Source organism: Lacrimispora sp. 210928-DFI.3.58 (assembly GCF_020554865.1).
GTDB lineage: Bacteria > Bacillota > Clostridia > Lachnospirales > Lachnospiraceae > Enterocloster.
Map to the genome: position 1 here is coordinate 140,612 of NZ_JAJCIC010000003.1, position 22,495 is coordinate 163,106.

At 49.8% G+C, this 22,495-nt stretch carries 22 protein-coding genes; 20 read left to right on the forward strand and 2 right to left on the reverse strand.

The window, feature by feature from the left end:
- Positions 1–56 precede the first annotated feature (56 nt).
- On the forward strand, positions 57–995 hold the full coding sequence (locus LIZ87_RS03155; RefSeq protein WP_227145229.1) for a TDT family transporter: 939 nt from the start codon (positions 57–59) through the stop codon (positions 993–995).
- Here the strand turns inward: LIZ87_RS03155 and LIZ87_RS03160 are convergent.
- Both LIZ87_RS03160 and LIZ87_RS03165 read right to left on the reverse strand, forming a co-directional pair.
- Complete coding sequence (locus LIZ87_RS03160) at positions 990–1,325, reverse strand: YolD-like family protein (protein ID WP_319638567.1); 336 nt, start codon at positions 1,323–1,325, stop codon at positions 990–992. The two genes, LIZ87_RS03155 and LIZ87_RS03160, sit on opposite strands and share 6 nt — an antisense overlap.
- The gene (locus LIZ87_RS03165; RefSeq protein ID WP_227145231.1) at positions 1,306–2,571 is read right to left on the reverse strand and encodes a Y-family DNA polymerase; all 1,266 of its coding nucleotides are present in this window, start codon (positions 2,569–2,571) and stop codon (positions 1,306–1,308) included. Before LIZ87_RS03165 ends, LIZ87_RS03160 begins: the two co-directional genes overlap by 20 nt.
- A 212-nt stretch (positions 2,572–2,783) precedes the next feature.
- On the opposite strand from LIZ87_RS03165, the gene LIZ87_RS03170 reads away from it, so the two are divergent.
- From LIZ87_RS03170 to LIZ87_RS03260, 19 genes are all read left to right on the forward strand, one after another.
- Positions 2,784–4,712 (forward strand): BglG family transcription antiterminator, encoded by a 1,929-nt coding sequence (locus LIZ87_RS03170; RefSeq protein WP_227145233.1) that lies wholly within the window; start codon positions 2,784–2,786, stop codon positions 4,710–4,712.
- On the forward strand, positions 4,705–5,118 hold the full coding sequence (locus LIZ87_RS03175; RefSeq protein ID WP_178316963.1) for a PTS sugar transporter subunit IIA: 414 nt from the start codon (positions 4,705–4,707) through the stop codon (positions 5,116–5,118). The genes LIZ87_RS03170 and LIZ87_RS03175 overlap by 8 nt, the downstream gene beginning before the upstream one ends.
- Before the next feature lie 23 nt (positions 5,119–5,141).
- Complete coding sequence (locus LIZ87_RS03180) at positions 5,142–5,618, forward strand: PTS sugar transporter subunit IIB (protein ID WP_178316964.1); 477 nt, start codon at positions 5,142–5,144, stop codon at positions 5,616–5,618.
- Positions 5,619–5,671: 53 nt separating this feature from the next.
- Entirely contained in the window at positions 5,672–6,901 is a 1,230-nt protein-coding gene (locus LIZ87_RS03185) for a M24 family metallopeptidase (protein ID WP_178316965.1), read from the forward strand.
- Positions 6,902–6,923: 22 nt separating this feature from the next.
- The gene (locus LIZ87_RS03190) at positions 6,924–8,528 is read left to right on the forward strand and encodes a PTS system mannose/fructose/sorbose family transporter subunit IID (RefSeq protein ID WP_227145235.1); all 1,605 of its coding nucleotides are present in this window, start codon (positions 6,924–6,926) and stop codon (positions 8,526–8,528) included.
- Positions 8,529–9,097: 569 nt separating this feature from the next.
- The gene (locus LIZ87_RS03195; protein ID WP_227145237.1) at positions 9,098–11,740 is read left to right on the forward strand and encodes a valine--tRNA ligase; all 2,643 of its coding nucleotides are present in this window, start codon (positions 9,098–9,100) and stop codon (positions 11,738–11,740) included.
- Between the two features lie 144 nt (positions 11,741–11,884).
- Positions 11,885–12,814 (forward strand): DMT family transporter, encoded by a 930-nt coding sequence (locus LIZ87_RS03200; protein WP_227145239.1) that lies wholly within the window; start codon positions 11,885–11,887, stop codon positions 12,812–12,814.
- Between the two features lie 68 nt (positions 12,815–12,882).
- Complete coding sequence (locus tag LIZ87_RS03205; RefSeq protein WP_227145241.1) at positions 12,883–14,286, forward strand: bifunctional folylpolyglutamate synthase/dihydrofolate synthase; 1,404 nt, start codon at positions 12,883–12,885, stop codon at positions 14,284–14,286.
- A 27-nt stretch (positions 14,287–14,313) separates the two neighbouring features.
- Positions 14,314–14,454 (forward strand): hypothetical protein, encoded by a 141-nt coding sequence (locus LIZ87_RS03210; protein WP_227145243.1) that lies wholly within the window; start codon positions 14,314–14,316, stop codon positions 14,452–14,454.
- Positions 14,455–14,463: 9 nt separating this feature from the next.
- Positions 14,464–15,768 carry a tetratricopeptide repeat protein gene (locus LIZ87_RS03215; protein WP_227145244.1) on the forward strand — a complete coding sequence of 435 codons (1,305 nt, stop codon included), beginning with the start codon at positions 14,464–14,466 and terminating at the stop codon, positions 15,766–15,768.
- 113 nt (positions 15,769–15,881) lie between these two features.
- The gene (locus LIZ87_RS03220) at positions 15,882–16,223 is read left to right on the forward strand and encodes an STAS domain-containing protein (RefSeq protein ID WP_178316737.1); all 342 of its coding nucleotides are present in this window, start codon (positions 15,882–15,884) and stop codon (positions 16,221–16,223) included.
- A gap of 19 nt (positions 16,224–16,242) precedes the next feature.
- Entirely contained in the window at positions 16,243–16,677 is a 435-nt protein-coding gene (gene spoIIAB / locus LIZ87_RS03225) for an anti-sigma F factor (RefSeq protein ID WP_227145332.1), read from the forward strand.
- 5 nt (positions 16,678–16,682) lie between these two features.
- Complete coding sequence (locus tag LIZ87_RS03230; protein WP_264467867.1) at positions 16,683–17,405, forward strand: SigF/SigG family RNA polymerase sporulation sigma factor; 723 nt, start codon at positions 16,683–16,685, stop codon at positions 17,403–17,405.
- A gap of 187 nt (positions 17,406–17,592) precedes the next feature.
- Positions 17,593–17,859, forward strand: a complete 267-nt coding sequence (locus LIZ87_RS03235; protein WP_227145246.1) for a hypothetical protein — start codon at positions 17,593–17,595, stop codon at positions 17,857–17,859.
- Positions 17,856–18,482, forward strand: a complete 627-nt coding sequence (locus LIZ87_RS03240; protein ID WP_178313545.1) for a stage V sporulation protein AA — start codon at positions 17,856–17,858, stop codon at positions 18,480–18,482. Before LIZ87_RS03235 ends, LIZ87_RS03240 begins: the two co-directional genes overlap by 4 nt.
- Positions 18,469–18,909 (forward strand): stage V sporulation protein AB, encoded by a 441-nt coding sequence (locus LIZ87_RS03245; RefSeq protein WP_178313547.1) that lies wholly within the window; start codon positions 18,469–18,471, stop codon positions 18,907–18,909. Before LIZ87_RS03240 ends, LIZ87_RS03245 begins: the two co-directional genes overlap by 14 nt.
- Before the next feature lie 54 nt (positions 18,910–18,963).
- Entirely contained in the window at positions 18,964–19,425 is a 462-nt protein-coding gene (locus tag LIZ87_RS03250; protein ID WP_178313549.1) for a SpoVA/SpoVAEb family sporulation membrane protein, read from the forward strand.
- A 243-nt stretch (positions 19,426–19,668) separates the two neighbouring features.
- On the forward strand, positions 19,669–20,856 hold the full coding sequence (locus LIZ87_RS03255; protein WP_178313552.1) for an AAA family ATPase: 1,188 nt from the start codon (positions 19,669–19,671) through the stop codon (positions 20,854–20,856).
- A 14-nt stretch (positions 20,857–20,870) separates the two neighbouring features.
- A complete protein-coding gene (locus LIZ87_RS03260; RefSeq protein WP_178313554.1) occupies positions 20,871–22,460 on the forward strand; it encodes an AAA family ATPase in 1,590 nt (529 codons plus the stop codon).
- Positions 22,461–22,495: the final 35 nt, after the last annotated feature.

Here is a 22,495-nt window from a genome sequence, read left to right on the forward strand (position 1 = left end):
AAAGTGTTGACCGGCAGCCGTGAGCGAAACAGTAATGAAACAAAAGGAGAGAGCATATGAACCGATTAGAGAGAATGCCCGTACCTGTGCTGCCCACCTTTGTGGGCGCCCTGACCCTGGGAAATGTCTATTCAGGAATGGGATATACCTGGGTACGTCATCTGACCATGTGGGCGGCAACCCTGGTGGTCCTGCTGTATGTGGCAAAAATCGTGAAATTCCCGCTGACCTGCAAAAAGGAGTATGAGACCGTGGTTCCCTGCAGCCTCTATGCAGGCTTTATCATGGTACTGATGATACTGGGAAGCTATTATTTTGATTATGTACCTGCTTTGGGCAAGGGGATCTGGATGGCAGCCCTGGCAGTACATGCAGTACATATTTTAATCTTTACCTACAGGAATGTGATCAAGGACCGGAATATCAACACCTTTGTTCCCAGCTGGTTCGTCACCTATAACGGCATTATGGTGAGCTGTGTAATAGGCGGAGCCATGAATGCAGGTCCTGTGCTGCGGGTCGTGCTGTACTACGGGATCGCCGTGTATTTTGTGATCCTTCCATTTATGCTTTACAGGCTGATCACAGTGGAGGTGAAGCCGGCAGTCTACCACACTATGGCAGTGCTGCTTGCTCCCTGCAGCCTGTGCGTGGTAAGCTACCTGAATGTGGAACAGGATCCCAGCCAGATGCTGCTGTTCCTGCTGTATGCCTGTGTGCTGGCCTCGCTGGCCTTTATCATTGTCAAGCTGCCGAAATTTTTCTCCTTTCCTTTTGCACCGGGATTTGCGGGAATGACCTTCCCTATGTGTATCGGTATCGTGGCGACTAACAAGATGACTGCCTATTTGGCCGGGGCAGGAAAGGAGTCCTGGGCAGCTGTGACAGGGCAGCTATCCGGGATCCAGATCTACCTCACCACGATGATCGTGGGATATGTGCTGCTGCAGTTTCTTATTATGGCCCTCAGGTTCGGAAAGAAACAAGAGTCATAGCATGCAGGGCGGGAGGTGGATTTCAGTAATATCCCTCAATGGGATCCTTATACCGGAAAGGCACAGCGTCCGCCTGTCCGTATCAATGCGGTCCACGATCCCTGTGGACTGCACATACATGCCGTCTCTGTAGTGGGTGAGCGTCACCAGCGCTCCCTTTTCAAGCTGTCTGAAACGGCGGTCCAATTCCTCAAGAGCTTCCTCAGGAAGCTCTTTTTTGGGTGCTTTTACAATCTCCTGCTGGGACAGGGCCTCACGGAAGCCCTTTAGGGCGTCAAAGGGAGTAAAGAGCCAAGCGCGGTCTGCGCGGTTACAAAAGTCCCCTTCGATGTCCTCCTATCTGTTGGTTTCTCTCGCGGGTAGTGGCTGCAGCCTGGAGATCCATGGCCTTGAATACGGCATTTTTCCCAAATCTCCGTTTGATGTCCAGGACTGTCCTCTGTATCCGACGGTCTTTTTCCAGATACTGGGGATCTGTGAAGAGATCCCACTGCTCAAAATCTTCCCCCATCACATGGCCAAAGGTAATGACCACCCGCCGGATGAGTGACTGAGGGTCCACGATCCTGCGGTAGAGCGCTGCCATGTATTCTGTGATCACGCGGACAGAGCTGGTGGTGACGCTCATGGAGCTGGTCCCGCGGGCCGGCTTTAAACTGTGGCCGGAATAGCCGATGAACAGGGAAAGGGAATTTGTCACCAGCCTCCGTTCCACCAGATCCAGGCAGAGCAGGTCCGTCATCTCCTTTACAATGAGCAGCCCCTCCTCACAGCGGTAATCCCTCATAAGGACCTGGCCGCTTGACAGGGAGGTGTCCTTGGGAGTATACGCCTGGATCTGCTGTATGGTGGTAGGTTCCCGGCCCCAGGCATGGTCGATCAGGTATTCGGCCTCCAGCCCGAAGGTGCGGTAGAGAAGGTCCTCCTCTGCGCGGGTGATCCCTTCCATGGTATCAATGCCCATGGAATGCAGGCGCCTGGCAGTGCCGGGACCGACCCTCCAGAAGTCGGTGATGGGTCTGTGACCCCACAGAGTCCTGCGGTAAAGCTCCTCATCCAGATAGCCGGTGAAGTCCCTGGCATGCTTGGCTGTGATGTCCAGGGCGACTTTGCTCAGATAGAGGTTGGTGCCGATGCCGCAGGCGGCAGGAATCCTGAGGGTCTGCCGGATATCGTCCATAATACGGATTCCCAGCTCACGGGGAGTCACAGAGTAGAGGGAGAGGTAATCTGTGACATCCAAAAAGGCCTCGTCAATGGAGTAGACCGCAATATCCTCCTTTGCCACATAGCTTAAGTAAATACGGTAAATGGCAGCAGAATACTGGATGTAGAGCTGCATCCGGGGCGGCGCCATAATGTAATCCACAGATGCCGGTATCTCATAGACGCGGCATCTGTTTTTTACGCCTATGGCCTTTAAGGCAGGGGAGACAGCCAGGCAGATGGTTCCGCTCCTCCGCTCCGGGTCAGCCACCACCAGACGGGCAGTCATGGCATCCAGGCCACGCTCAGCGCACTCTACGGATGCGTAGAAGGATTTGAGGTCGATGCAGAGATATACATGGTTTTTCATATCATGATCCTTTCGCTGATTCCAAAGATCGTCTTTACGATCATTATACAAGAACATATGTTCTTGTTCAAGAGGAAAATGCAGGAAATAACCTTGTAGAAATTCGCAGAAGCGTACAGCCATGTCCATAATATTAATGGACACAAGAACAAAAGCCCCTGCCTTAAATTTCCAGGAACTGGTTGTTATAATGAAGACAAGGAGGAGGTTGTATGAACAAACGGCAGATTGCATTTTCAGACATGCTCTTAAAGCACAGAGAGGAGTTCCTTCCGATCAGCTTTTTTGCCAGGGAGCTTGAGACGTCCCCAAAGACGCTGTACAGGGATCTGGCGGTGATGGAGGGATTTCTGGAGGGCTTTCAGGCAAGGGTAGAGAAAAGAAAGGGAGTGGGAATCCGCCTCTGCATTGGAACGGAGAGCAGGGAAAGTTTAAGAAACCATATATCCTATCTCGGCTATCATGCCCATCGCCGGGAAGAAAATTCCTGGCAGACAGAGGCTCGGCGAATGGATATCCTGCTGAACCTGCTGCTGTATTCCGATGAGTATACATCTCTGTCCTCTCTGGCCTATAAGTATTATGTCAGCAAGAGCACAGTCAATCAGGATCTGATCTTCCTGGAAGAGATCCTGGGACATTTTTCCCTGATGCTCAGGAGGACGGCAAAGGGAACGATCCTCTCTGGAGATGAGAGGGAGATACGCCAGGCAATTGTACAAGTGCTCTCCCATATTTTGGACGGAGAAGCCACACAGCCCAAAACGCAGGAGGAGTCATGGGGAAGGGGCCAGCCTGCCGCCCAGACGCTGGAGACGATCCTGGATATTTTTAAGGAGGATGACATCTGCTTTGCCAATCAGCTTTTCAATGAGATGGAGGAGGAATGCAAGCATACTTTTGAGGACAGGGAATTTTTAAGGCTGTCCCTTCATTTTCTGGTAATGGCCTACCGCTTAAAAAACGGCTGGAGCCTTAAGCCCTCCGTGGAGAGCGGATCTTCTGCAGACGAAAACCGGGAGGAGATATCCCTTGTCCTGTCAGAAAGCCTGATCATAAGGAGAATCGCGGAAAAGATCAGAATGAAAATGCAGGAGCATTATCACATGGAGCTGTCTGTGGAGGAGGAGAAAGAGCTGGAGCGCCTGCTGGCGTCCACGCGTATATCCGCCTTGGACAGGGGAGAGAACAGCAGCAGATTGTTCCAGCTGTTTTGTGAGGATTTTATTGATGCATTTGCTGTTATCACAGATATCAACCTGAGAGAAAATCCAATATTTTGTGAAAATGTGGTCGCCCACATCAATCTCATGTTGAACCGCCTGCTCCATGGTGCGCCTGCCATCAATCCTCTGTTAGAGCTCCTTTTAAAGGATTATCAGAGTACCCTGAATGTATGCCGGATCATTTGCTGCATCCTCGCAGAGAAGTTTGGCCTGCCGGAGCTTTCCATTGATGAGATCGGCTTTCTGACACTCTATATTCTGGGGGAGACAGTAAGACAGTCCGAGCATGCCAATGTCCTGTTTGTAACGGATCTGGCAAACAGCGTTGCAAACCTTACGAAAACGCGGCTGATGCAGCATTTTCCCCAGTGGAAATTTGACACCTGTACACCCAGGAAATACAGCCTGACAAGCCGTGACGCCTATGATTTCTGTATTTCTACCCTTATGCTGGAGGGCGGCAGGGAAAGGCTACCCTATGTGCTCGTATCACCGATATTGGAAGACAGGGATTTTCAGGATATACAGGAATTGTTCTGGAAAAGCAGTGAAAGCGCTGCTATGTATTTCAGGGAGCTTGTACGGCTGATCAATGATCTGGGAGATATTGGCTGCCGGATCAGCTTTGCAGAAGCAGCCATCCGGACAAAATGGGAAGAAGAGGGAAGGCTGCTGATACGGTTCCCAGCCTTAAAGGGGATCCGCTATAGGTATGTCATTAACAATAGGGAGGAGAACTGCTGCCGGTTTATCCTGAATAAGGACAGGACCTCGATTGCTGAGGTGCATATCAATATGTGCAATCTGGACTTTATGCTGTTCTCTTCAAAGCTGGTGTACCTGCTGGATAATTGTCCGGATACGATCATTCCTGATTTTATCAATTATTTTATGGAGGGGGATAGGAATGTTTAAGATCATATTATTTATGCATGGCAGCCTGGGAGAAGCTTTTATCAGGGCATCCTCCCTGGTATTTGGTTCCCAGGGAGAGCTGGAGGCCTATGGGCTGGAGCTGGGCTGCGATGTGGACGGATTAAAATGCCGGATCCGCGAGTCCATCCGCGGATCCGGAGCAAAGGGACAGGAGGTATTGGTCTTAACAGACCTGATGAACGGGACGCCCTTTAATTCCATGATGGAGTTAGATGGAGAATGCCGCTTTAAGCATTTTACAGGGGTCAATTTCCCGCTTTTTCTGGAGGTGTTAAACAGGCGCATGACCCAGGATATCGAGGAGGCTGTGAAGGGACTGGATGAGGTGGCAAGGAGCAGCATTTACGACTGCAATGCATTTTTAGAGCAGCTTGAAAATGAATGACATTACAGAAAGGAGAGGTTTTTATGAAGGAAATGCTGGTAGTGAGGATCGATGACCGTTTGATCCACGGACAGGTGGTGACGGCCTGGATCAAGCAGTATCCCATTAACAAGATTCTGATCATTGACGAGGAACTGTCAAAGAATAAGCTGATGGAGCGTATCTACAAGGCGGCGGCCCCTGTGGGAGTAGAGGTGATGATCATGAACCAGAAGGACGCAGAGGGGTTTTTAAAGGAAGCGCCTGGTCCGAAGGAAGGGCTCATGGTGCTGGTAAAGATCCCACAGGTGCTGGAGGCCCTGATACAGTCAGGGATCAGGATCCCGAAGATCATCCTGGGCGGCATGGGAGCAAAGCCGGGCAGGAAGACGTTTAACAGAAATGTCTCTGCCAGTGAAGAGGAAACAGGATGCTTTAAGCGGATGATCGAAGGAGGTACAGAGATCTGTTACCAGTTGGTGCCCAGTGAAAAAGAGGTCAATATCAGAAAACTTTTGTAAAATGCTGGAAAATATCGGAGAGCGCAAGAAAAACAGCAAAGGAGGACAAACCCATGAATGAATATCCCGATTACTTGAAATCTTTCCCCCAAGCCGAGTATGAGGCCCATATACAGAAGCTGCAGAGGGAGATGGAGGAGACGGGGCTTGATCTGCTGCTCCTCTCATCGCCGGAAAACATTTTTTATACCACAGGCTACCGTTCCTGGTATTTGTCCAGTCTGTTCAGGCCTGTGCTTGTCTTTGTGCCGAGGAAGGGAGAGCCGGCCATCTATCTGAGAATACTGGAAAAATCAACGGTGGAAAATGTGAGCTGGTGCCCTAATATCTATGTATCAGGCACAAAAAGCCGGAATCTGGGGCCTTTAAATGCAGAAGGGCCTGCAGATGCCCTGAGAAAATTTAGGGCTGCCCTTGATTACGAGACAAAAAAGATTGGTCTGGAGGCTGGAGACGGACAGCACTATTTCTGGTCCCTGTCCACCTTGAAGGAGTTGACGGACTCTTTTTCGGACTGTTCCTTTACCGATGGGACAAGAGCGATCCAGAGAGCGCGGATGATAAAGACATCCTGGGAGATAGGGAAGATCCAGACTGCCGGATATGTGACGGAGAGGGCTATTGAAGAGACATTTCGGACCATACGTCCGGGAATCACCACAGAGAAGGAGATCGCCAGGGGAATTGCAAGCCGCATGACGGCGGGAGGAGTGGACAAGATCTCCTACCTCACAGTAAATTCAGGGCGTGACAAATACCATACCTTTAACAGCTATGCCACAGACCGCATTGTGGATTTCGGCGACCTTGTTCTGGTGGATATCAGCGGTCATATAGACGGTTATGCCTCGGATCTTACCAGAGTGATGTATCTGGGAAAAGAGCCCGGGGAGGATTACCGGGAGATGGCTGAGACTGCCAGGGAATGCGTCCATGCAGGCCTTCGCGTATGCAGGCCGGGAGCGCGGATATCGGATGTGAGCAGGGAAATAGAAGGGTATTTGAGACGATCAAAATACGGAAAACAGGTAGTACATTCCAGCGGTCATTCCATTGGACTTAATGTAACAGAATATCCCAATATCAGCGATGACTGTGACGAGATCATAAGGCCCGGCATGGTGCTGGCATTGGAAAATGGGGTCTATCCATATGAGTTAGAAAGGGGGGCAGGTACAATATGGATTTCCTTCCGCATGGAGGATGAGGCTCTGGTAACAGAAGAGGGAGGGCAGTGGCTTTCAGGGCCGGGAAAAGCCCTTTATACTCTGGATAGTATCTGACAGAAGATAGGAGGTAAGGAGTATGATTCTATTAAAAGCGTTTTTATTAGCGATTGCAGCAAATCTGGCAAGCGGCAGAGTGTGGAGCCCGATCACGTGGCCCTTCTGCTATCCGCTCATCAACGGCACTGTTGTGGGATTGATATTGGGGGATCCCCTTCTTGGCCTGATGGCAGGTGCGACCATCAACTTAGCATATATTGGCTGGATCTCCGCCGGAGGCACCATGCCCTCCAACATTGGGATCGCGGGAGTATACGGAACGGCGATCACCATACTTGCGAAGGCTACACCGGAGCTTGCCATCACCCTTGCGATCCCCATTGGACTTTTGGGTGTGCTCCAGTGGAACCTGCAGATGACGCTGAATGTATTCTGGGTTCACCGTCTGGATGCCAATGCGGAAAAGGGGGAGATCAATAAGATCTTTTTCAACGCATGGCTGTTCCCGCAGCTGACTGCTCTGGTGATCAACGGGACACCGGCTTTTATCCTGATGCTCTTGGGCGGAGATTTTTTCAACAGCGTGCTCAACCAGATCCCACAGGACTTTGTAAATGCATTGAGTGTAACAGGCAACCTTCTTCCCGCCCTGGGCGTTGCCATGCTGCTCAACTATCTGGGGAAGAAGAAAATGATCCCCTATTTTGTCATCGGATTCTTTGCGGCTACTTTCCTGGGGCTCAGCATCATGGCAGTGGCCATATTGGGAGCCTGCATTGCCGTGATCGTATATTACGGCGGAATGAGCAAGGAGGAGGAACTCTTCGGGGCTGGCGAGGAGGAGGAGACAAAGACAGAATTAAAGATCCGTCTGCGCAGGTCGGATATGATCAAGCACTGGCTCATCGGACTGGGAGCAGAGGTGGGCTACAACTACGAGCGTATGCAGGCCTCCGGCAATGTGCTGGCAATGCTTCCCATTATCCGCCGCCTGTACACAGATCCTGAGGACATCAAGGCCGCCTTAAAGAGGTATCTTGTATTCTTCAACACAGAGCCGTCCTTTGTGGGAAATATCATCCCCGGCATCTGCGCTTCCTTAGAGGAGGAGAGGGCAAACGGGGCAGACATTTCCGACGAGATGATAAACGGACTGCGCACAGGCCTTATGGGCCCTCTGGCAGGAGTGGGAGACAGCCTGGCAGGAGGGATCATCTATCCCATTGCGGTATCCGTTGGCTGCGCCCTGGCGCTGAAGGGCAATTTCACCGGCCCCATCCTGTTCTTTGCGGTGTTTACCGGCATCATGCTGGTGCTGGGCTACAACCTGTATCAGATGGGCTATAAGCAGGGAAGCAGATCCGTCATGAACATCCTGGGAGAGGGAGCCGGCTCCATCACAAGGATGACAGATGCCTTCGGCATCCTGGGCCTTTTAGTCATCGGAGCCATGGGAGCAGAGAAGGTGCTGGTATATGTGCCCCTGCAGATAAGCATCGGACAGACCACCGTCATTTTCCAGGATGTATTAAACGGCCTTCTGCCCAATCTGCTGCCCTTTGGATTTATCATCGGGACATGGGGCCTGTTAAAGAAGAAGGTTTCTCCGATCGTTGTGGTGCTGATCCTTATGGTGATCGGTATCGTGGGATATTATACCGGTATATTGGGGCTGGGAGTATGATAACGTTTGCCGATAGACAGCAGTATCATCGGAAGGAACTGCCATACAGCGGCATACATTGTAATACAGCTGTCATACAAGGGAAAAACCGCTTGACAAAACCAGTCAAACCCGATATATTTGATAAATAAATCCATCACCAGACAAATGGTCATGAGGAAGAGGAGTACGTCATAGGAACCAGCAGAGAGGGCGGTCCACCGGCTGAAAGGCGGCCCGGGCAGAGAATGGCGGAAGGTAGCTTCTGAACCGGAGAGGTGAAGGGAGACAGTTGGATGTGAAACGGTTATCCAGCAGCTTTCCTGCGTAGCTTCTTTCCGTAAGCCTGCGTTAAAGGCACGAGAGATTGCCGGTTTTTTGGCAGAATCAAAGGTGGTACCGCGAGCGATTCGCCCTTTGCCCTCCCTGAAAGGGGAGTGGTAAAGGGCTTTTTTGTTTCATAGGAAAGTGCGTCCTATGAAACAAAAACGCTCCGCGGGGATCGCAGCCCTAAAGGGGGCTTGTTCACTGGCTGGTGATGGCTGCAGTCAATCTGTTATCACAATATCCATCTATAAAGGAGAACCAAAATGAAGGAACTGGAGAAAACCTACAATCCGGCGGCCATTGAGGACCGCCTCTATGAAAAATGGCTGAAGGGGAAATATTTCAGCGCAAAGGTCAACCGCTCAAAGAAGCCATTTACCATTGTGATGCCCCCGCCAAACATCACGGGACAGCTTCATATGGGCCATGCACTGGACAATACCATGCAGGATATCCTGACCCGCTACAAGAGGATGCAGGGCTATGAGGCTCTGTGGCAGCCGGGGACAGATCATGCGGCCATCGCCACAGAGGTCAAGGTGATCGACAAGCTGAAAAAAGAAGGAATTGATAAGGCAGACTTAGGCCGCGAGGGCTTTCTGGAGGCCTGCTGGAAGTGGAGGGAGGAGTACGGCACCCGCATTGTAAACCAGCTCCACAAGCTGGGCTCCTCCGCTGACTGGGACAGAGAGCGCTTCACCATGGATGAGGGCTGCTCGGACGCTGTGCTGGAGGTATTCGTAAAGCTCTACGAGAAAGGGTATATCTACAAGGGCTCCCGCATCATCAACTGGTGTCCTGTATGCCAGACCTCCATTTCCGATGCAGAGGTAGAGCATGTGGAGCAGGACGGCTTTTTCTGGCATATCAACTACCCTGTAGTGGGCGAGCCGGGACGCTTTGTGGAGATCGCAACCACACGTCCTGAGACTCTTCTGGGCGATACCGCAGTAGCAGTAAATCCGGAGGATGAACGCTATAAGGATATTGTGGGCAAGATGCTAAAGCTTCCGCTCACTGACAGGGAGATCCCGGTGATCGCAGATGAGTATGTGGATAAGGAATTTGGTACCGGCTGCGTAAAGATCACCCCGGCCCATGACCCCAATGACTTTGAGGTGGGCAAGCGCCATAACCTGGAGGAGATCGTGATCTTAAATGACGATGCCACAGTCAATGTTCCCGGCCCATACTTTGGCATGGACCGCTACGAGGCCAGGAAGGCCATGGTGGCTGATCTGGAAAAGCAGGGCCTCCTTGTAAAGGTAGTTCCTCATTCCCACAACGTAGGAACCCACGACCGCTGCAAGACTACCGTAGAGCCAATGGTAAAGCAGCAGTGGTTCGTAAAGATGGAGGAGATGGCAAAGCCCGCCATTGAAGCGTTAAAGACAGGTGAACTGAAATTTGTTCCAGAAAGCTTTGGAAAGACCTATCTCCACTGGCTGGAGAATATCAGGGACTGGTGCATTTCCCGTCAGCTCTGGTGGGGCCACAGGATCCCGGCCTACTACTGCCAGGACTGCGGTGAGCTGGTAGTAGCAAAGGAAGCTCCCGCCACCTGTCCGAAATGCGGCGGACAGCATTTTAAGCAGGATGAGGACACCCTGGATACCTGGTTCTCCTCCGCTCTCTGGCCCTTCTCCACTCTGGGATGGCCAAAGAAGACAGAGGATCTGGAATATTTTTATCCCACAGATGTGCTGGTGACTGGCTACGACATCATCTTCTTCTGGGTCATCCGTATGGTATTCTCCGGCATTGAGCAGACAGGAAAATGCCCCTTCCATACCGTACTGATCCACGGCCTGGTGCGTGATTCCCAGGGGCGCAAGATGAGCAAGTCCTTAGGTAACGGCATTGATCCTCTTGAGGTGATCGACAAGTACGGTGCAGACGCCCTTCGCATGACCCTGATCACCGGAAATGCTCCCGGCAACGACATGCGTTTCTACTGGGAGAGAGTGGAGAACAGCCGCAACTTTGCAAATAAGGTGTGGAACGCCTCCCGCTTTATCATGATGAACATTGAGAAGGCCCCGGATACCTCCGGTGTAACTGTGGACAGCCTGACAATGGCTGACAAGTGGATCTTATCTAAGGTGAACACCCTCACAAAGGATGTGACAGAGAACCTTGACAAATACGAGCTGGGCATTGCACTCCAGAAGGTATATGACTTTATCTGGGAGGAATTTTGCGACTGGTACATCGAGATGGTAAAGCCGCGCCTTTATAACGAGGAGGACAGCACAAAGGCAGCCGCCATATGGACACTGAAAAATGTGCTGATCCAGGCATTAAAGCTCCTGCATCCATTTATGCCGTTTATCACAGAGGAGATCTTCTGCAACCTGCAGGAGGAAGAGGAGACCATTATGCTCTCCAGCTGGCCTGTATATAAGGATGAGTGGAACTTTACAGCGGAGGAGACCTCCACAGAGACCATCAAGGAGGCGGTAAGGGCCATCCGGAATGTGCGCACTTCCATGAATGTACCGCCCAGCAAGAAGGCTACCGTATATGTGGTTTCCGAGGATGAGGCAGTGTGCGGTATTTTCGAACACAGCAAGAGCTTCTTTGCAGCCCTGGGCTATGCAGGCGAGGTCATCATCCAGAAGGATAAGGCCGGGATCGGCGAGGACGCCGTATCTGCGGTGATCCACAAGGCAGTGATCTATATGCCCTTTGCAGAGCTGGTAGACATTGAGAAGGAGATCGAGCGCTTAAAGGGCGAGGAAAAGCGACTGGCAGGTGAGCTGGCCCGCTCCAATGGAATGCTGAGCAATGAAAAGTTCGTAAGCCGCGCTCCTGAGGCAAAGATCGCCGAGGAGAGGGCAAAGCTTGCGAAGTACACCCAGATGATGGAGCAGGTGCAGACACGTCTGGCACAGCTTACGAAATAAGCTTACCCGGCAGGCCAGTGCGCCACCGCACCATGAAAGTCTGGCGGGCGCATTTGGCATACCTGAATACATGCCGCCTGTCCGGCGGCGGGATTTTTATAGTAAAGGGACGAACTACTTAAGAGATACAGCGAGGTCACATCAATGAAATTCAAAAATGCAATGCTGCTTCTTCTCACAGCCACCATCTGGGGCGTGGCATTTGTGGCCCAGAGCGTGGGCATGGACTATGTGGGGCCGCTGACATTTAACTGCGTCAGAAGCCTTATAGGAAGCGCAGTCCTCCTTCCCTGCATCTGGTTTTTAAACCGCAGGGAGGAAGGCGGACAGGCGGCAGGCAAGGGAGCGGAAACTTCCCGGAATGCGGCAGGAACAAAAAAGGGTGACAGGCGGACGCTGCTGATCGGAGGACTATGCTGCGGCATAGCCCTCTGCTTTGCCAGCAATTTCCAGCAGTTTGGCATCCAGTATACCTCTGTGGGAAAGGCCGGATTTATCACTGCCTGCTATATCGTCATTGTTCCCATTATGGGACTATTTTTTAAGAAGAAATGCAGCCCCATCATCGCAGGGGCTGTTGCCCTGTCTGTGGCAGGGCTTTACCTGCTTTGCATGACAGGCGGGGAAATGTCTGTGAACAAGGGAGACCTGATGCTTTTGGTATGCGCCTTTCTGTTCTCCATCCACATCATGGTGATCGACTACTTTTCGCCCATGGTGGATGGGGTGAAGATGTCCTGCATCCAGTTTTTTGTCAGCGGCATCATTTCCGGCATTGGAATGCTGCTGTTTGAGACGCCTGAGATCAGCCAGATCATAGCAGCCGGGGTTCCTATTCTTTACGCAGGCGTGATGTCCTGCGGCGTAGCCTACACTCTGCAGATCGTGGGACAGAAGGGCATGAACCCAACAGTTGCGTCGCTGATACTCAGCCTGGAGTCCAGCATTTCCGTTCTGGCAGGCTGGATCATACTGGGGCAGAAGCTGTCTGCCAGGGAGATCATGGGATGCGTCCTGATGTTTGGAGCCATTATCCTGGCCCAGGTTCCAGTGGGGAATAAAGTCGGATCCTGACAAAGGGCGGCGAGAAACTACAGTTGATAAATGGGAAAAATTAAGTTAAGATAAAGGAAGGCTGCGGTATGGGAAAAGCGGAAGAATATTTGGATCAGATCCCTATGTGGACCAGAAAGAAAAATTCCCTTCAGGATGTAAGGGCTCTTTTGGAGGCCATGGGAAGTCCTGACCGCCGGATACCGGCCATCCATGTGGCGGGAACCAATGGAAAGGGCTCTGTCTGCGCCTTTCTCACCTCTGTATTCAGGGAGGCAGGCTATAAGACCGGGACCTTCATTTCTCCCCATCTGGTAGAGATCAGGGAGCGCTTCCTGATAAACGGCCGGATGGCAGACAGCCAGGCAGTAGAGGAAAGCTTTGAAAGGGTCCTCTCTGCTGCCCGGGCGATGATGGAGAAGGGATACTGCCATCCCACCTTTTTTGAATTTCTCTTTTACATGGCGATGGATCTGTTTGAGAGGGAAAAGGTGGATATCATGATCATAGAGACAGGGCTGGGAGGACGCCTGGACACAACGAATGTACTGGAGCATCCTCTGGCAGCGGTCATCACCTCCATCAGCAAGGACCACACAGCCTATCTGGGAAATACCATTGCTGAGATTGCAGGAGAGAAGGCCGGTATCGTTAAGCCCGGCGTTCCGGTGATCTATGACGGTTCCGATGAGGAGGCGTCCAGAGTGATTGAACATGCTGCCGTGGAGAAAAACTCTCCCCGGATCCCAGTAGGGCAGGATGATTTTGTTATAAAAGCGATAAGAAGCGGGCAAATGGAGATTTCCGCCAGGATGATGGATGGGAAAGCGCTTAATCTGCTCATTCCTTTTGAAGCAAGATACCAGGCAGAGAATGCCATGCTGGCTGTGCGGACGCTGGAGGTGCTGCAGGGGAATTTTTCCAAAGCGGCTCCAGGGACAAAGACACCGGCGGCAGGAACAGAGCTGTCTGCTTCAGAGATGCCTCCGTCTTTGACAGGATTGCGTCTGCCGCGGCCCATCACAGCGGCCCATCTCACAGAAGGCGTCAAAAAAACCTTATGGCCTGGCCGTATGGAGCAGGCAAGACCAGGCATATACCTGGACGGCGCCCACAATCCGGGAGGGATACGGGCATTTCTTGAGACAGCAAAGGAGATTAGGGAAAGGCAGGAGAAAAAAGCTTACCTCCTCTTTGCAGCCGTATCGGACAAGGATTATGAAGTCATGGCAGAGGAGCTTACCCAGGGAATGGAATGGGCAGCCATCGGCGTAGTGCACATGAACAGCGACAGAGGGCTGTCTGCAGGGCTTTTGGCAGAGCTTTTCAGAAAGCATGCCTCCTGCCAGGTCACCTCCTACGAGGATACAGGGCAGGCATTGGCAGATATGGAGCGCCGGGCAGAGGGAGGACTTCTTTTCTGCGCAGGCTCCCTTTATCTCATAGGGGAGATCAAAGCCTGTATGAAGAAGGGAAGCTCCGGGATATCATAAATAGCAGCAGACAACAGGAGAAAAAGAATGATTGATTTTGAAGAAGAAATTGAGCGTTTCAAGCCCAGCCTCGATGTGGAGGAAGTGGAGGACGCCATTGTAAAAAGCGATCTGACAGATATGACAGACATTATGATGGAACTGATCAAAGAGAAAACGGTCAATTAGAGGGCGGATATGGACTATGAGAAAAAAAACAGGCAGATAGCCAACAGCTACTATAACCTGGGCCTGGAAAAGGCGAAGATCCGGGATCTGTCCGGGGCTGCCCAGTGCCTGAAAAAGAGCCTTCATTTTAATAAATACCAGACAGATGCCAGGAACCTTCTTGGCCTGATATACTATGAGAACGGAGAGGTGGCAGACGCCCTTGTCCAGTGGGTCATAAGCCTGAACCTGCAGCCGGAGAACAACCTGGCGGACCACTATCTGGACGAGATCCAGAGAAAGCCGGGCCAGCTGGAGGTGGAGAGCCAGAATGTAAAGACCTTTAACCAGGCCCTGTGGCATGCCCAGAACGGCAGCGATGACCTGGCGATCCTCCAGCTTGCAAGAGTAGTAGAGGCAAGGCCCCATTTTGTAAAGGCCCATCTTTTGTTAGCCCTTCTCTATATGGGCAGGGAGGACTACAACAAGGCCGGGCGGTCTCTTTATAAGATCCTTCAGATTGATAAGAGCAACCCAAAGGCATTGTATTACATGTCCATTGTAAAGCAGAATACGGGCCGGGCGGATGTGGAAAAGCGCAAGATGGTAAAGGCATTTTCCCACAGGCAGATGCAGGATGACGATGTGATCATCCCGAACACCTACAAGGAGAACACCGGCATTTCTACGGTATTCCACATTATTGTGGGCCTGCTCTTAGGCATGATGGCATTTTACTTTTTGGTAATGCCGGCCAGGGAGCGGGATCTGAACAGGCAGAGGGACAGCGAGCTCACCTCCTATATGCAGAAGCTGAACAATGCCAACAGGCAGAACGACATTTTAAAGGAGGATTATGATACCTTAAAGGCCCAGGCCGATGAGGTCCAGAGCCAATTGGACGAGCTTACAACGGGCAATACCAGCGTTATGGCTCAGTACCAGAGCCTGATCTACATCCTCCAGAATTACAGGACAGGAGATACGGCTGCAGCTGCAAAGGCATTTGCGGAGGCAGGCTTTGATCTGATCGAGGATGAGACCATACAGGCGATCGTGGAGGATATCCGCCAGGATATGACGGCCAATGTCTATCAGACACTGGTGGACCGGGGACTCCAGGTTTGGAACGCAGGAGACAAGACACAGGCCATGGATCTGTTCCAGGCTAGCCTCACCATTCAGCCGGACAACCCGGAGGCGATCTTCTATGTGGGCCGCCTGTATCAGGATGCAGGAGACATGGACAATGCCAATACCATGTTTGACAAGGTAGTCAACGAATATCCTGATTCCGAGTACGTTTCCAGAGCAAGAAATGCCAGAGGCTATTAGTATAGGATAAGAAGAAATCAAAAAGATACGGCAGAAGAAAACCTGAAAAAGGATTCTTTTGCCGTATTTTTTTGCGCACTTTGCGCAGAAATAGAGGAAAGGAGAGCGCGCAGATGGAGCAGAGGACATTTACCTATGAGGCGTCAGGAAGCACTCTGATCATACACATGCCGAAGGAATTAGACCATCACAACTGCAGAAATCTGAAGGGAGATACGGATCTTCTGCTGGAAGAAAATTTTGTCAACCGCATTATCTTTGATTTTACCCGCACGTCCTTTATGGATTCCTCCGGGATCGGCGTATTGCTGAACCGGTATAAGCAGATGGCGGCCAGCCGGGGAACGGTGGCGTACTACGGGGCAGGAAAGCAGGTAAAGCGGATACTGGATATGGCGGGAATGAGCCGGATGATCCCGGGCTATGAAAACAGGGAGCAGGCCTTAAAGGGATAGAAAAATGGAGGATAAGAAAATGGAGAACTGCAGAGAGCATATCAGACTGGAAATCGACAGCCTTTCCAGCAATGAAGAATTTGCCAGGGTAGTAACAGCTGTATTTATGAGCAGGTTAAATCCCACCTTAGAGGAGGTGGACGATGTGAAGACCGCCGTATCTGAGGCGGTTACCAATGCCATTATCCATGGATATCAGGGAGGAGAGGGCATTGTCTCTATGGATATCACCGCAGAGCCGGAGGAAGGGATACTGACTGTCTGTGTCGGGGACAAGGGAACCGGTATACGCGATATCAAGAAGGCCATGGAGCCCATGTACACCACAGACACTACGGGAGAGCGCTCAGGCATGGGCTTTTCCTTTATGGAGGCCTTTATGGACCAGGTGGAGGTGGAGTCAGAGCCCGGAAAGGGTACAGCGGTGACTATGAAGAAATTCATCGGAAGGTAGCGGCCATGGATGAGACCATGAAATTAATACAGATGGCTCACGAAGGGGATAAAGCAGCCAGGGATCAGCTGGTAATGGACAATGTAGGGCTCATATGGAGTATTGTCAGACGGTTTTCAGGCCGGGGCTATGAGATGGAGGATCTGTTTCAGATCGGAAGCATTGGCCTCATAAAGGCAATTGATAAATTTGATACGGGCTTTGACGTGAAATTTTCCACCTATGCAGTTCCCATGATAACCGGGGAGATCAAGCGCTTTTTGAGAGACGATGGAATGATCAAGGTCAGCCGTTCCATCAAGGAGCTGGCAGGAAAGGTGAAAAGTGTGCGGGAAGAAATGACCTACACCCTTGGCCGGGAACCTACTCTGGAGGAGATCGCAGGAAGGCTGGGGACCAGCCGTGAGGAGGTGGCGGCTTCCCTGGAAGCGGGAGCCGAGGTGGAATCCCTGTACCGCCCGGCAGGTGGAAACGACGACAGCAATGCGATCACTCTCTTAGACCGCTTAGAGGAGGAGAATAACGAACAGGAAGCGCTTTTAAACCGCATGGTGCTAAAGGATCTGATGGGAGAGTTAAATGACGGACAGAGAGATATTATCGTAAGAAGGTATTTCTATAATCAGACCCAGACCCAGATCGCCTCAGAGCTGGGCATCTCCCAGGTGCAGGTTTCCAGGCTGGAAAAGAGGATATTAAAAGAGATGCGCAGGAAATCCGGGCTATAAAAAAAGTTGATCGCCGGAGCGCGAAACTATTTGCTACGCAAACGGAGCGAAGCGGAGTTCGCGGTTCCCGTAGGTTTTTATGAAGCGAGGGACGAGCGTAATAAAAAATTCAGAATAAAAAAACAGCCGCCCAACCATACTATTACCAGAAACCAATGAAAACATTTTTTGAAAAGGATGTGATGATATGGGTTTTGGAAAACGCGTATGTGGGATATTGGCGGCGGTTGCGCTGCTGGCTCTGGCAGGAGCCGCTGCGTGGTATGTATTCTCTGGCATTCACGGAAAATCCTATGAGGACCAGGGGACACTGGTGCAGCTGGAGGCAGACGAATGTCTGGACAGCCTCCTTGAGGAAGGGGCCGGCAAAGAGGCATGGCCCGCCTTTGTCACTGACCCCAAAGCCATGATATATGGGGAATACGAGACAATAAGGAGCAGCAAGGGATTATGACCAACACCGTATATGTGAAATTCAATCCGATCACAGAGCTGACAAATAAGGATGTGTTTCTGAAGGATGTAGCCCAGGTCTACTGTGATAACAGCAGTATTCAAAATAAATGCAGCGCCATGAAGGTCAAGACCATCCATGAGGACCGAAAGCGCCGCTATATCATGAGCTCCTTAGACATTATCGGACAATTGAAGGCTCTGGATCCCACAATTGAAACAACCGTCATGGGGGCTGAGGATTACATTATAGCCTACAAGCCTCCTTCCCGGCCCATGTATGCATGGCAGTGGCTAAAGACCATCTTTGTGTGCGGCATTTGTTTTTTTGGCGCAGCCTTTGCGATCATGACCTTCAACAATGATGTGAACGTCACAGATGTATTTGCTGAGGTATATAAGCTGGTGATGGGCCGGGAATCAAATGGTTTTTCTGTTCTGGAGATCAGCTATTCCATTGGTCTGGCACTTGGCATTATCTTGTTCTTCAACCATGTGGCGGCCATCCGGCTGAATACAGATCCCACACCATTAGAGGTAGAAATGCGCCTGTATGAGGATAATATCACAAAGACTCTGATCGCCAATGACAGCAGAAAGGAGTCAAAGATTGATATTACTTAGGCAGATACTCTTAGGGATCATCGGACTCAGTGCTGGAGGCATCATAGCAGCAGGAGTATACGCCTTTCTTGCGATCATAGGCGTATTTGTGCGGCTGATGGGAAAGACAGGCACAAGGAAGCACATACTTCTATATGAGACGATCATTATTCTGGGCGGCATCCTGGGAAATGTAATGGATATTTACGAAATCCCATTTCCTATGGGAAACACCTTGGGAGCGCTGTTCTTATGCATTTGCGGGCTGTGCGTGGGAATCTTCGTAGGCTGCCTGGCAATGTCTTTGGCAGAAACCCTAAAGGCCCTTCCCACCATCAGCAGAAGGATCCATCTGGCAGTGGGCCTCCAATATCTGATCTTCTCTATTGCAGCAGGAAAATTAGCAGGTGCCCTCATCTATTTCTGGAAGGATATGGCAGCGCCCTGAAATGTCTGAAAATGACGATAGAACCATTTTTGGAAGCGCTTAAAAAGGAGAACTATGGAAATCGACAAGAAAAAATACGAGCAATATGTAAAAGAGATCACCCCAATACACAATCTCTGGGCCTCCATGGCAAAGGCCTTCCTCATAGGAGGCCTGATCTGCCTCCTGGGCCAATGTCTCATGACCTTCATGACAGAGACCATGAAAATGGACAAGGAATCCGCCTCCGCCTGGACCTCCCTGGAGCTTATCCTCCTAAGCGTCCTTCTCACCGGCTTCAACCTCTACCCCAAGCTTGTAAAATACGGCGGCGCCGGCGCCCTGGTCCCCATCACAGGCTTTGCCAATTCCGTGGTGGCGCCGGCGATTGAATTTCAGGCGGAAGGGCAGGTGTTCGGTGTCGGGTGTAAGATCTTTACCATCGCTGGGCCGGTGATTTTGTATGGGATATTGAGCAGTTGGGCGCTGGGAGTGGTTTACTGGATTGGGGGGATGATGGGGATTTTTCAGATTTAATACTATTTAAAGATTAAAAGCAAGACGATAGGACAGTATACGTTCAATTGTCTTGTTTTTTATTCGCAGAAAAGGCAATTCGTTAAGGAGAAAAGAGAAAACAGGCATCCGATGTTGAGGCGTCTGTTTTTCTGTATGGCATAGACAGAGGACAAATATTTATGTTCCCCAGTAAATTATCAGTAGGAATTTATAATTTTTTTGGTATAATAAAATCAGGAGCGCTGAGAGGAGAGTAGAATCATGTATCTGAAACGTACCATATATGACCGGCTTTTGGAATGGAAAAAAGATACGAGCCGGAGCACTCTGGAACTCAACGGCGCCAGGCAGGTAGGGAAGACCTATCTTATAAATAAATTTGCGGATGAAAATTTTGAACATAAGATATACATAAATCTGTTTGAACTTTCTGGGAAACAGTTTATGGAATGTTATCGGAAGGCAACGGAATTGATTCCAGGAAATGACCGGCCGGAAAATCCGCTTCATGATGCGTTTCGTCTCTATGATAAAACATTTAAGGATGAAGAGAATACGGTTATCATTATAGATGAGATACAGGAGTCCGCAGAGATTTATAACCGCATCAGTGAGTTTACCAGACAATTTAAAGCCTATTTTATGATTACCGGAAGTTATCTGGGAAGGGTGCTGGAGCCGGAATTTAAGTCTGCAGGCGGTGACATAACAAGACTTCAGATATACACGTTGTCTTTTAAAGAGTTTCTGGAGGCGCTGGATGAGGAACTTTATAAAAAGTATCTTGATCTTCCTTTGCTTTCGGCAGATGAAAATAGGGCAGGTCTTTATGAACAACTGAAAGAAGTCTATGGCCTGTACTGTCAGATTGGCGGTTATCCTAAGGTGGTGGAAACGTATCTTAAAAAGAAAGATATGTTGGCGGCACAAGAAGAACTGGCTCGTATCATTCGGATTTTTTCGGAAGAATCTACGCGGTATTTCAGGAATATTACGGATGTCAGCATTTTTAGAGATATTCTTCCAGCCATTTGCCGCACACTGCTTCGTGAAAAGAAGGGGTTGGAGAAAGAAAGTATCCGTGAAGAACTACAGGAACCGGTAACAGAGCTTCATTCCAGTAACATCTCAAAAGAAACATGGAATCGCGCACTTAATTGGCTGTATCATTCCGGAATGATTGGTTATTGTGGAATAATGGAAGAAATGGATGATTTAGGTTTTAAGCAGGGAAGAAGATGTTTTTTTATGGATCTGGGTATTACCAGTTACTATTTGAAACGCGCAGGAGCAACAGAGACGGCAATCGCTGATATTCTGAAAGAGAATTATGAGTATATCAATTTGATGAAACGGCAGGATTTTCAGGAAGAGGAAATCTTTGAGACGCCGCTATTTGCAATATACCGGGGCGAAGCAATGGGCGATAACCAGGTTGGATGGGTGTAAAGGAGAGAAACAGAATGGGAAGATTTGTAAATCCTGACAACAGTGCGTTTCAGGTAGCCTTGAATTCAAAGATATATGTAGATAAAACAGGGCTCCTTGAATATACGAACAGTGTTCTGAATACCACACAGGCATTGATCTGCAACAGCAGGCCCCGCCGGTTTGGCAAGTCGATCACAGCCAATATGCTTACAGCCTATTACAGCAGGGGATGTGATTCGGAAAGAATGTTTGACGGGCTGGAAATCAGTAAAAGTGATACCTTTAAAAAACATTTGAATCAGTATGATGTGATTCATTTTGATGTGCAGTGGTGCATGGATCCGGCCGGTGGCCCTGAGAAAGTGATTTCCTATATCAAAAAAAGCATTATTGAGGAGTTACGGGAGATATATGGGGAAACTGTGTCCGACAGAATTACCTCTTTGGCTGAGGCTCTATCCTGCATCAATGCTGCAACAGGCAGAAAATTCATTATTATTATTGATGAGTGGGACGTACTGATCCGCGATGAAGCAGCAAATCAGGCTGTCCAGGAGGAGTATATTAACTTCCTGCGGGGATTGTTCAAGGGGACGGAGCCGACACGATTTATACAGCTTGCCTATTTGACTGGAATTCTGCCGATTAAAAAGGTGAAAACGCAGTCTGCACTCAATAATTTTGATGAGTTTACGATGCTGGATGCCAGTATTCTGGCACCATATATTGGTTTTACGGAAGAAGAAGTAAGTCATTTGTGCGCAGAATATGGACGGAACTTTGAAGAGGTGAAGCGTTGGTATGATGGATACCAGCTTGCAGGTTATCAGGTATATAATCCTAAAGCAGTTGTGAGCGTGATGCTCAGAGGAGATTTTCAGAGTTATTGGTCAAGTACAGGCTCTTACGAGGCAATTCTGCCGTTGATTAACATGGATTTTGACGGGCTAAGGGAATCGATTATTGAAATGCTGTCCGGTGCATCGGTGGAGGTTGGAGTAACATCGTTCCAAAACGATACGGTTAGTTTTGAAAATAAGGATGACATCCTTACCTATCTGATCCATCTCGGATATCTTGCTTATAATCAAAAGAGCCAGACTGCATTTATTCCAAATGAGGAAATTCGTCAGGAATTTATAACAGCAACCAGGCGTAAGAAGTGGAATGAGCTGATTGAATTTCAGCGGGAATCAGAAAAACTTCTTGAAGCAACGCTTGATATGGATGGAGAGGCAGTTGCTGAAGGTATCGAAAAGATTCATGAGGACTATGTTTCAGCTATCCAGTACAATAACGAAAATTCTCTCAGCAGTGTGCTTGCAATCGCGTATTTAAGCTCTATGCAATATTATTTTAAACCGATTCGGGAACTGCCGGCAGGGAGAGGATTTGCTGATTTTGTATTCCTTCCGAAAGCAGAGTATGCGGGGGATTACCCTGCGCTGCTGGTTGAACTGAAATGGAATAAAAATGCCAAAGCAGCGATTCAGCAGATCAAGGAAAAAAAGTATCCCCGTGCTCTTGAAGATTACGGGGGAGATGTGCTGCTTGTTGGAGTCAGCTATGACAAAAAAAGTAAGGAACATCAATGTGTGATTGAGAAATTTGAAAATCTTTAAAAAACAAGAATCAATAGAAATATGTCAAAAGGATA

Bases quoted from the DNA above. Each gene is read 5' to 3' on its own strand.
- spoIIAB (WP_227145332.1), top strand. From the start codon at position 16,243: ATGGAGAACTGCAGAGAGCATATCAGACTGGAAATCGACAGCCTTTCC.
- LIZ87_RS03165 (WP_227145231.1), bottom strand. From the start codon at position 2,571: ATGAAAAACCATGTATATCTCTGCATCGACCTCAAATCCTTCTACGCA.
- LIZ87_RS03175 (WP_178316963.1), top strand. From the start codon at position 4,705: ATGTTTAAGATCATATTATTTATGCATGGCAGCCTGGGAGAAGCTTTT.
- LIZ87_RS03230 (WP_264467867.1), top strand. From the start codon at position 16,683: ATGGATGAGACCATGAAATTAATACAGATGGCTCACGAAGGGGATAAA.
- LIZ87_RS03190 (WP_227145235.1), top strand. From the start codon at position 6,924: ATGATTCTATTAAAAGCGTTTTTATTAGCGATTGCAGCAAATCTGGCA.
- LIZ87_RS03210 (WP_227145243.1), top strand. From the start codon at position 14,314: ATGATTGATTTTGAAGAAGAAATTGAGCGTTTCAAGCCCAGCCTCGAT.
- LIZ87_RS03260 (WP_178313554.1), top strand. From the start codon at position 20,871: ATGGGAAGATTTGTAAATCCTGACAACAGTGCGTTTCAGGTAGCCTTG.
- LIZ87_RS03185 (WP_178316965.1), top strand. From the start codon at position 5,672: ATGAATGAATATCCCGATTACTTGAAATCTTTCCCCCAAGCCGAGTAT.
- LIZ87_RS03235 (WP_227145246.1), top strand. From the start codon at position 17,593: ATGGGTTTTGGAAAACGCGTATGTGGGATATTGGCGGCGGTTGCGCTG.
- LIZ87_RS03180 (WP_178316964.1), top strand. From the start codon at position 5,142: ATGAAGGAAATGCTGGTAGTGAGGATCGATGACCGTTTGATCCACGGA.
- LIZ87_RS03220 (WP_178316737.1), top strand. From the start codon at position 15,882: ATGGAGCAGAGGACATTTACCTATGAGGCGTCAGGAAGCACTCTGATC.
- LIZ87_RS03195 (WP_227145237.1), top strand. From the start codon at position 9,098: ATGAAGGAACTGGAGAAAACCTACAATCCGGCGGCCATTGAGGACCGC.
- LIZ87_RS03170 (WP_227145233.1), top strand. From the start codon at position 2,784: ATGAACAAACGGCAGATTGCATTTTCAGACATGCTCTTAAAGCACAGA.
- LIZ87_RS03250 (WP_178313549.1), top strand. From the start codon at position 18,964: ATGGAAATCGACAAGAAAAAATACGAGCAATATGTAAAAGAGATCACC.
- LIZ87_RS03205 (WP_227145241.1), top strand. From the start codon at position 12,883: ATGGGAAAAGCGGAAGAATATTTGGATCAGATCCCTATGTGGACCAGA.
- LIZ87_RS03155 (WP_227145229.1), top strand. From the start codon at position 57: ATGAACCGATTAGAGAGAATGCCCGTACCTGTGCTGCCCACCTTTGTG.
- LIZ87_RS03215 (WP_227145244.1), top strand. From the start codon at position 14,464: ATGGACTATGAGAAAAAAAACAGGCAGATAGCCAACAGCTACTATAAC.
- LIZ87_RS03255 (WP_178313552.1), top strand. From the start codon at position 19,669: ATGTATCTGAAACGTACCATATATGACCGGCTTTTGGAATGGAAAAAA.
- LIZ87_RS03240 (WP_178313545.1), top strand. From the start codon at position 17,856: ATGACCAACACCGTATATGTGAAATTCAATCCGATCACAGAGCTGACA.
- LIZ87_RS03200 (WP_227145239.1), top strand. From the start codon at position 11,885: ATGAAATTCAAAAATGCAATGCTGCTTCTTCTCACAGCCACCATCTGG.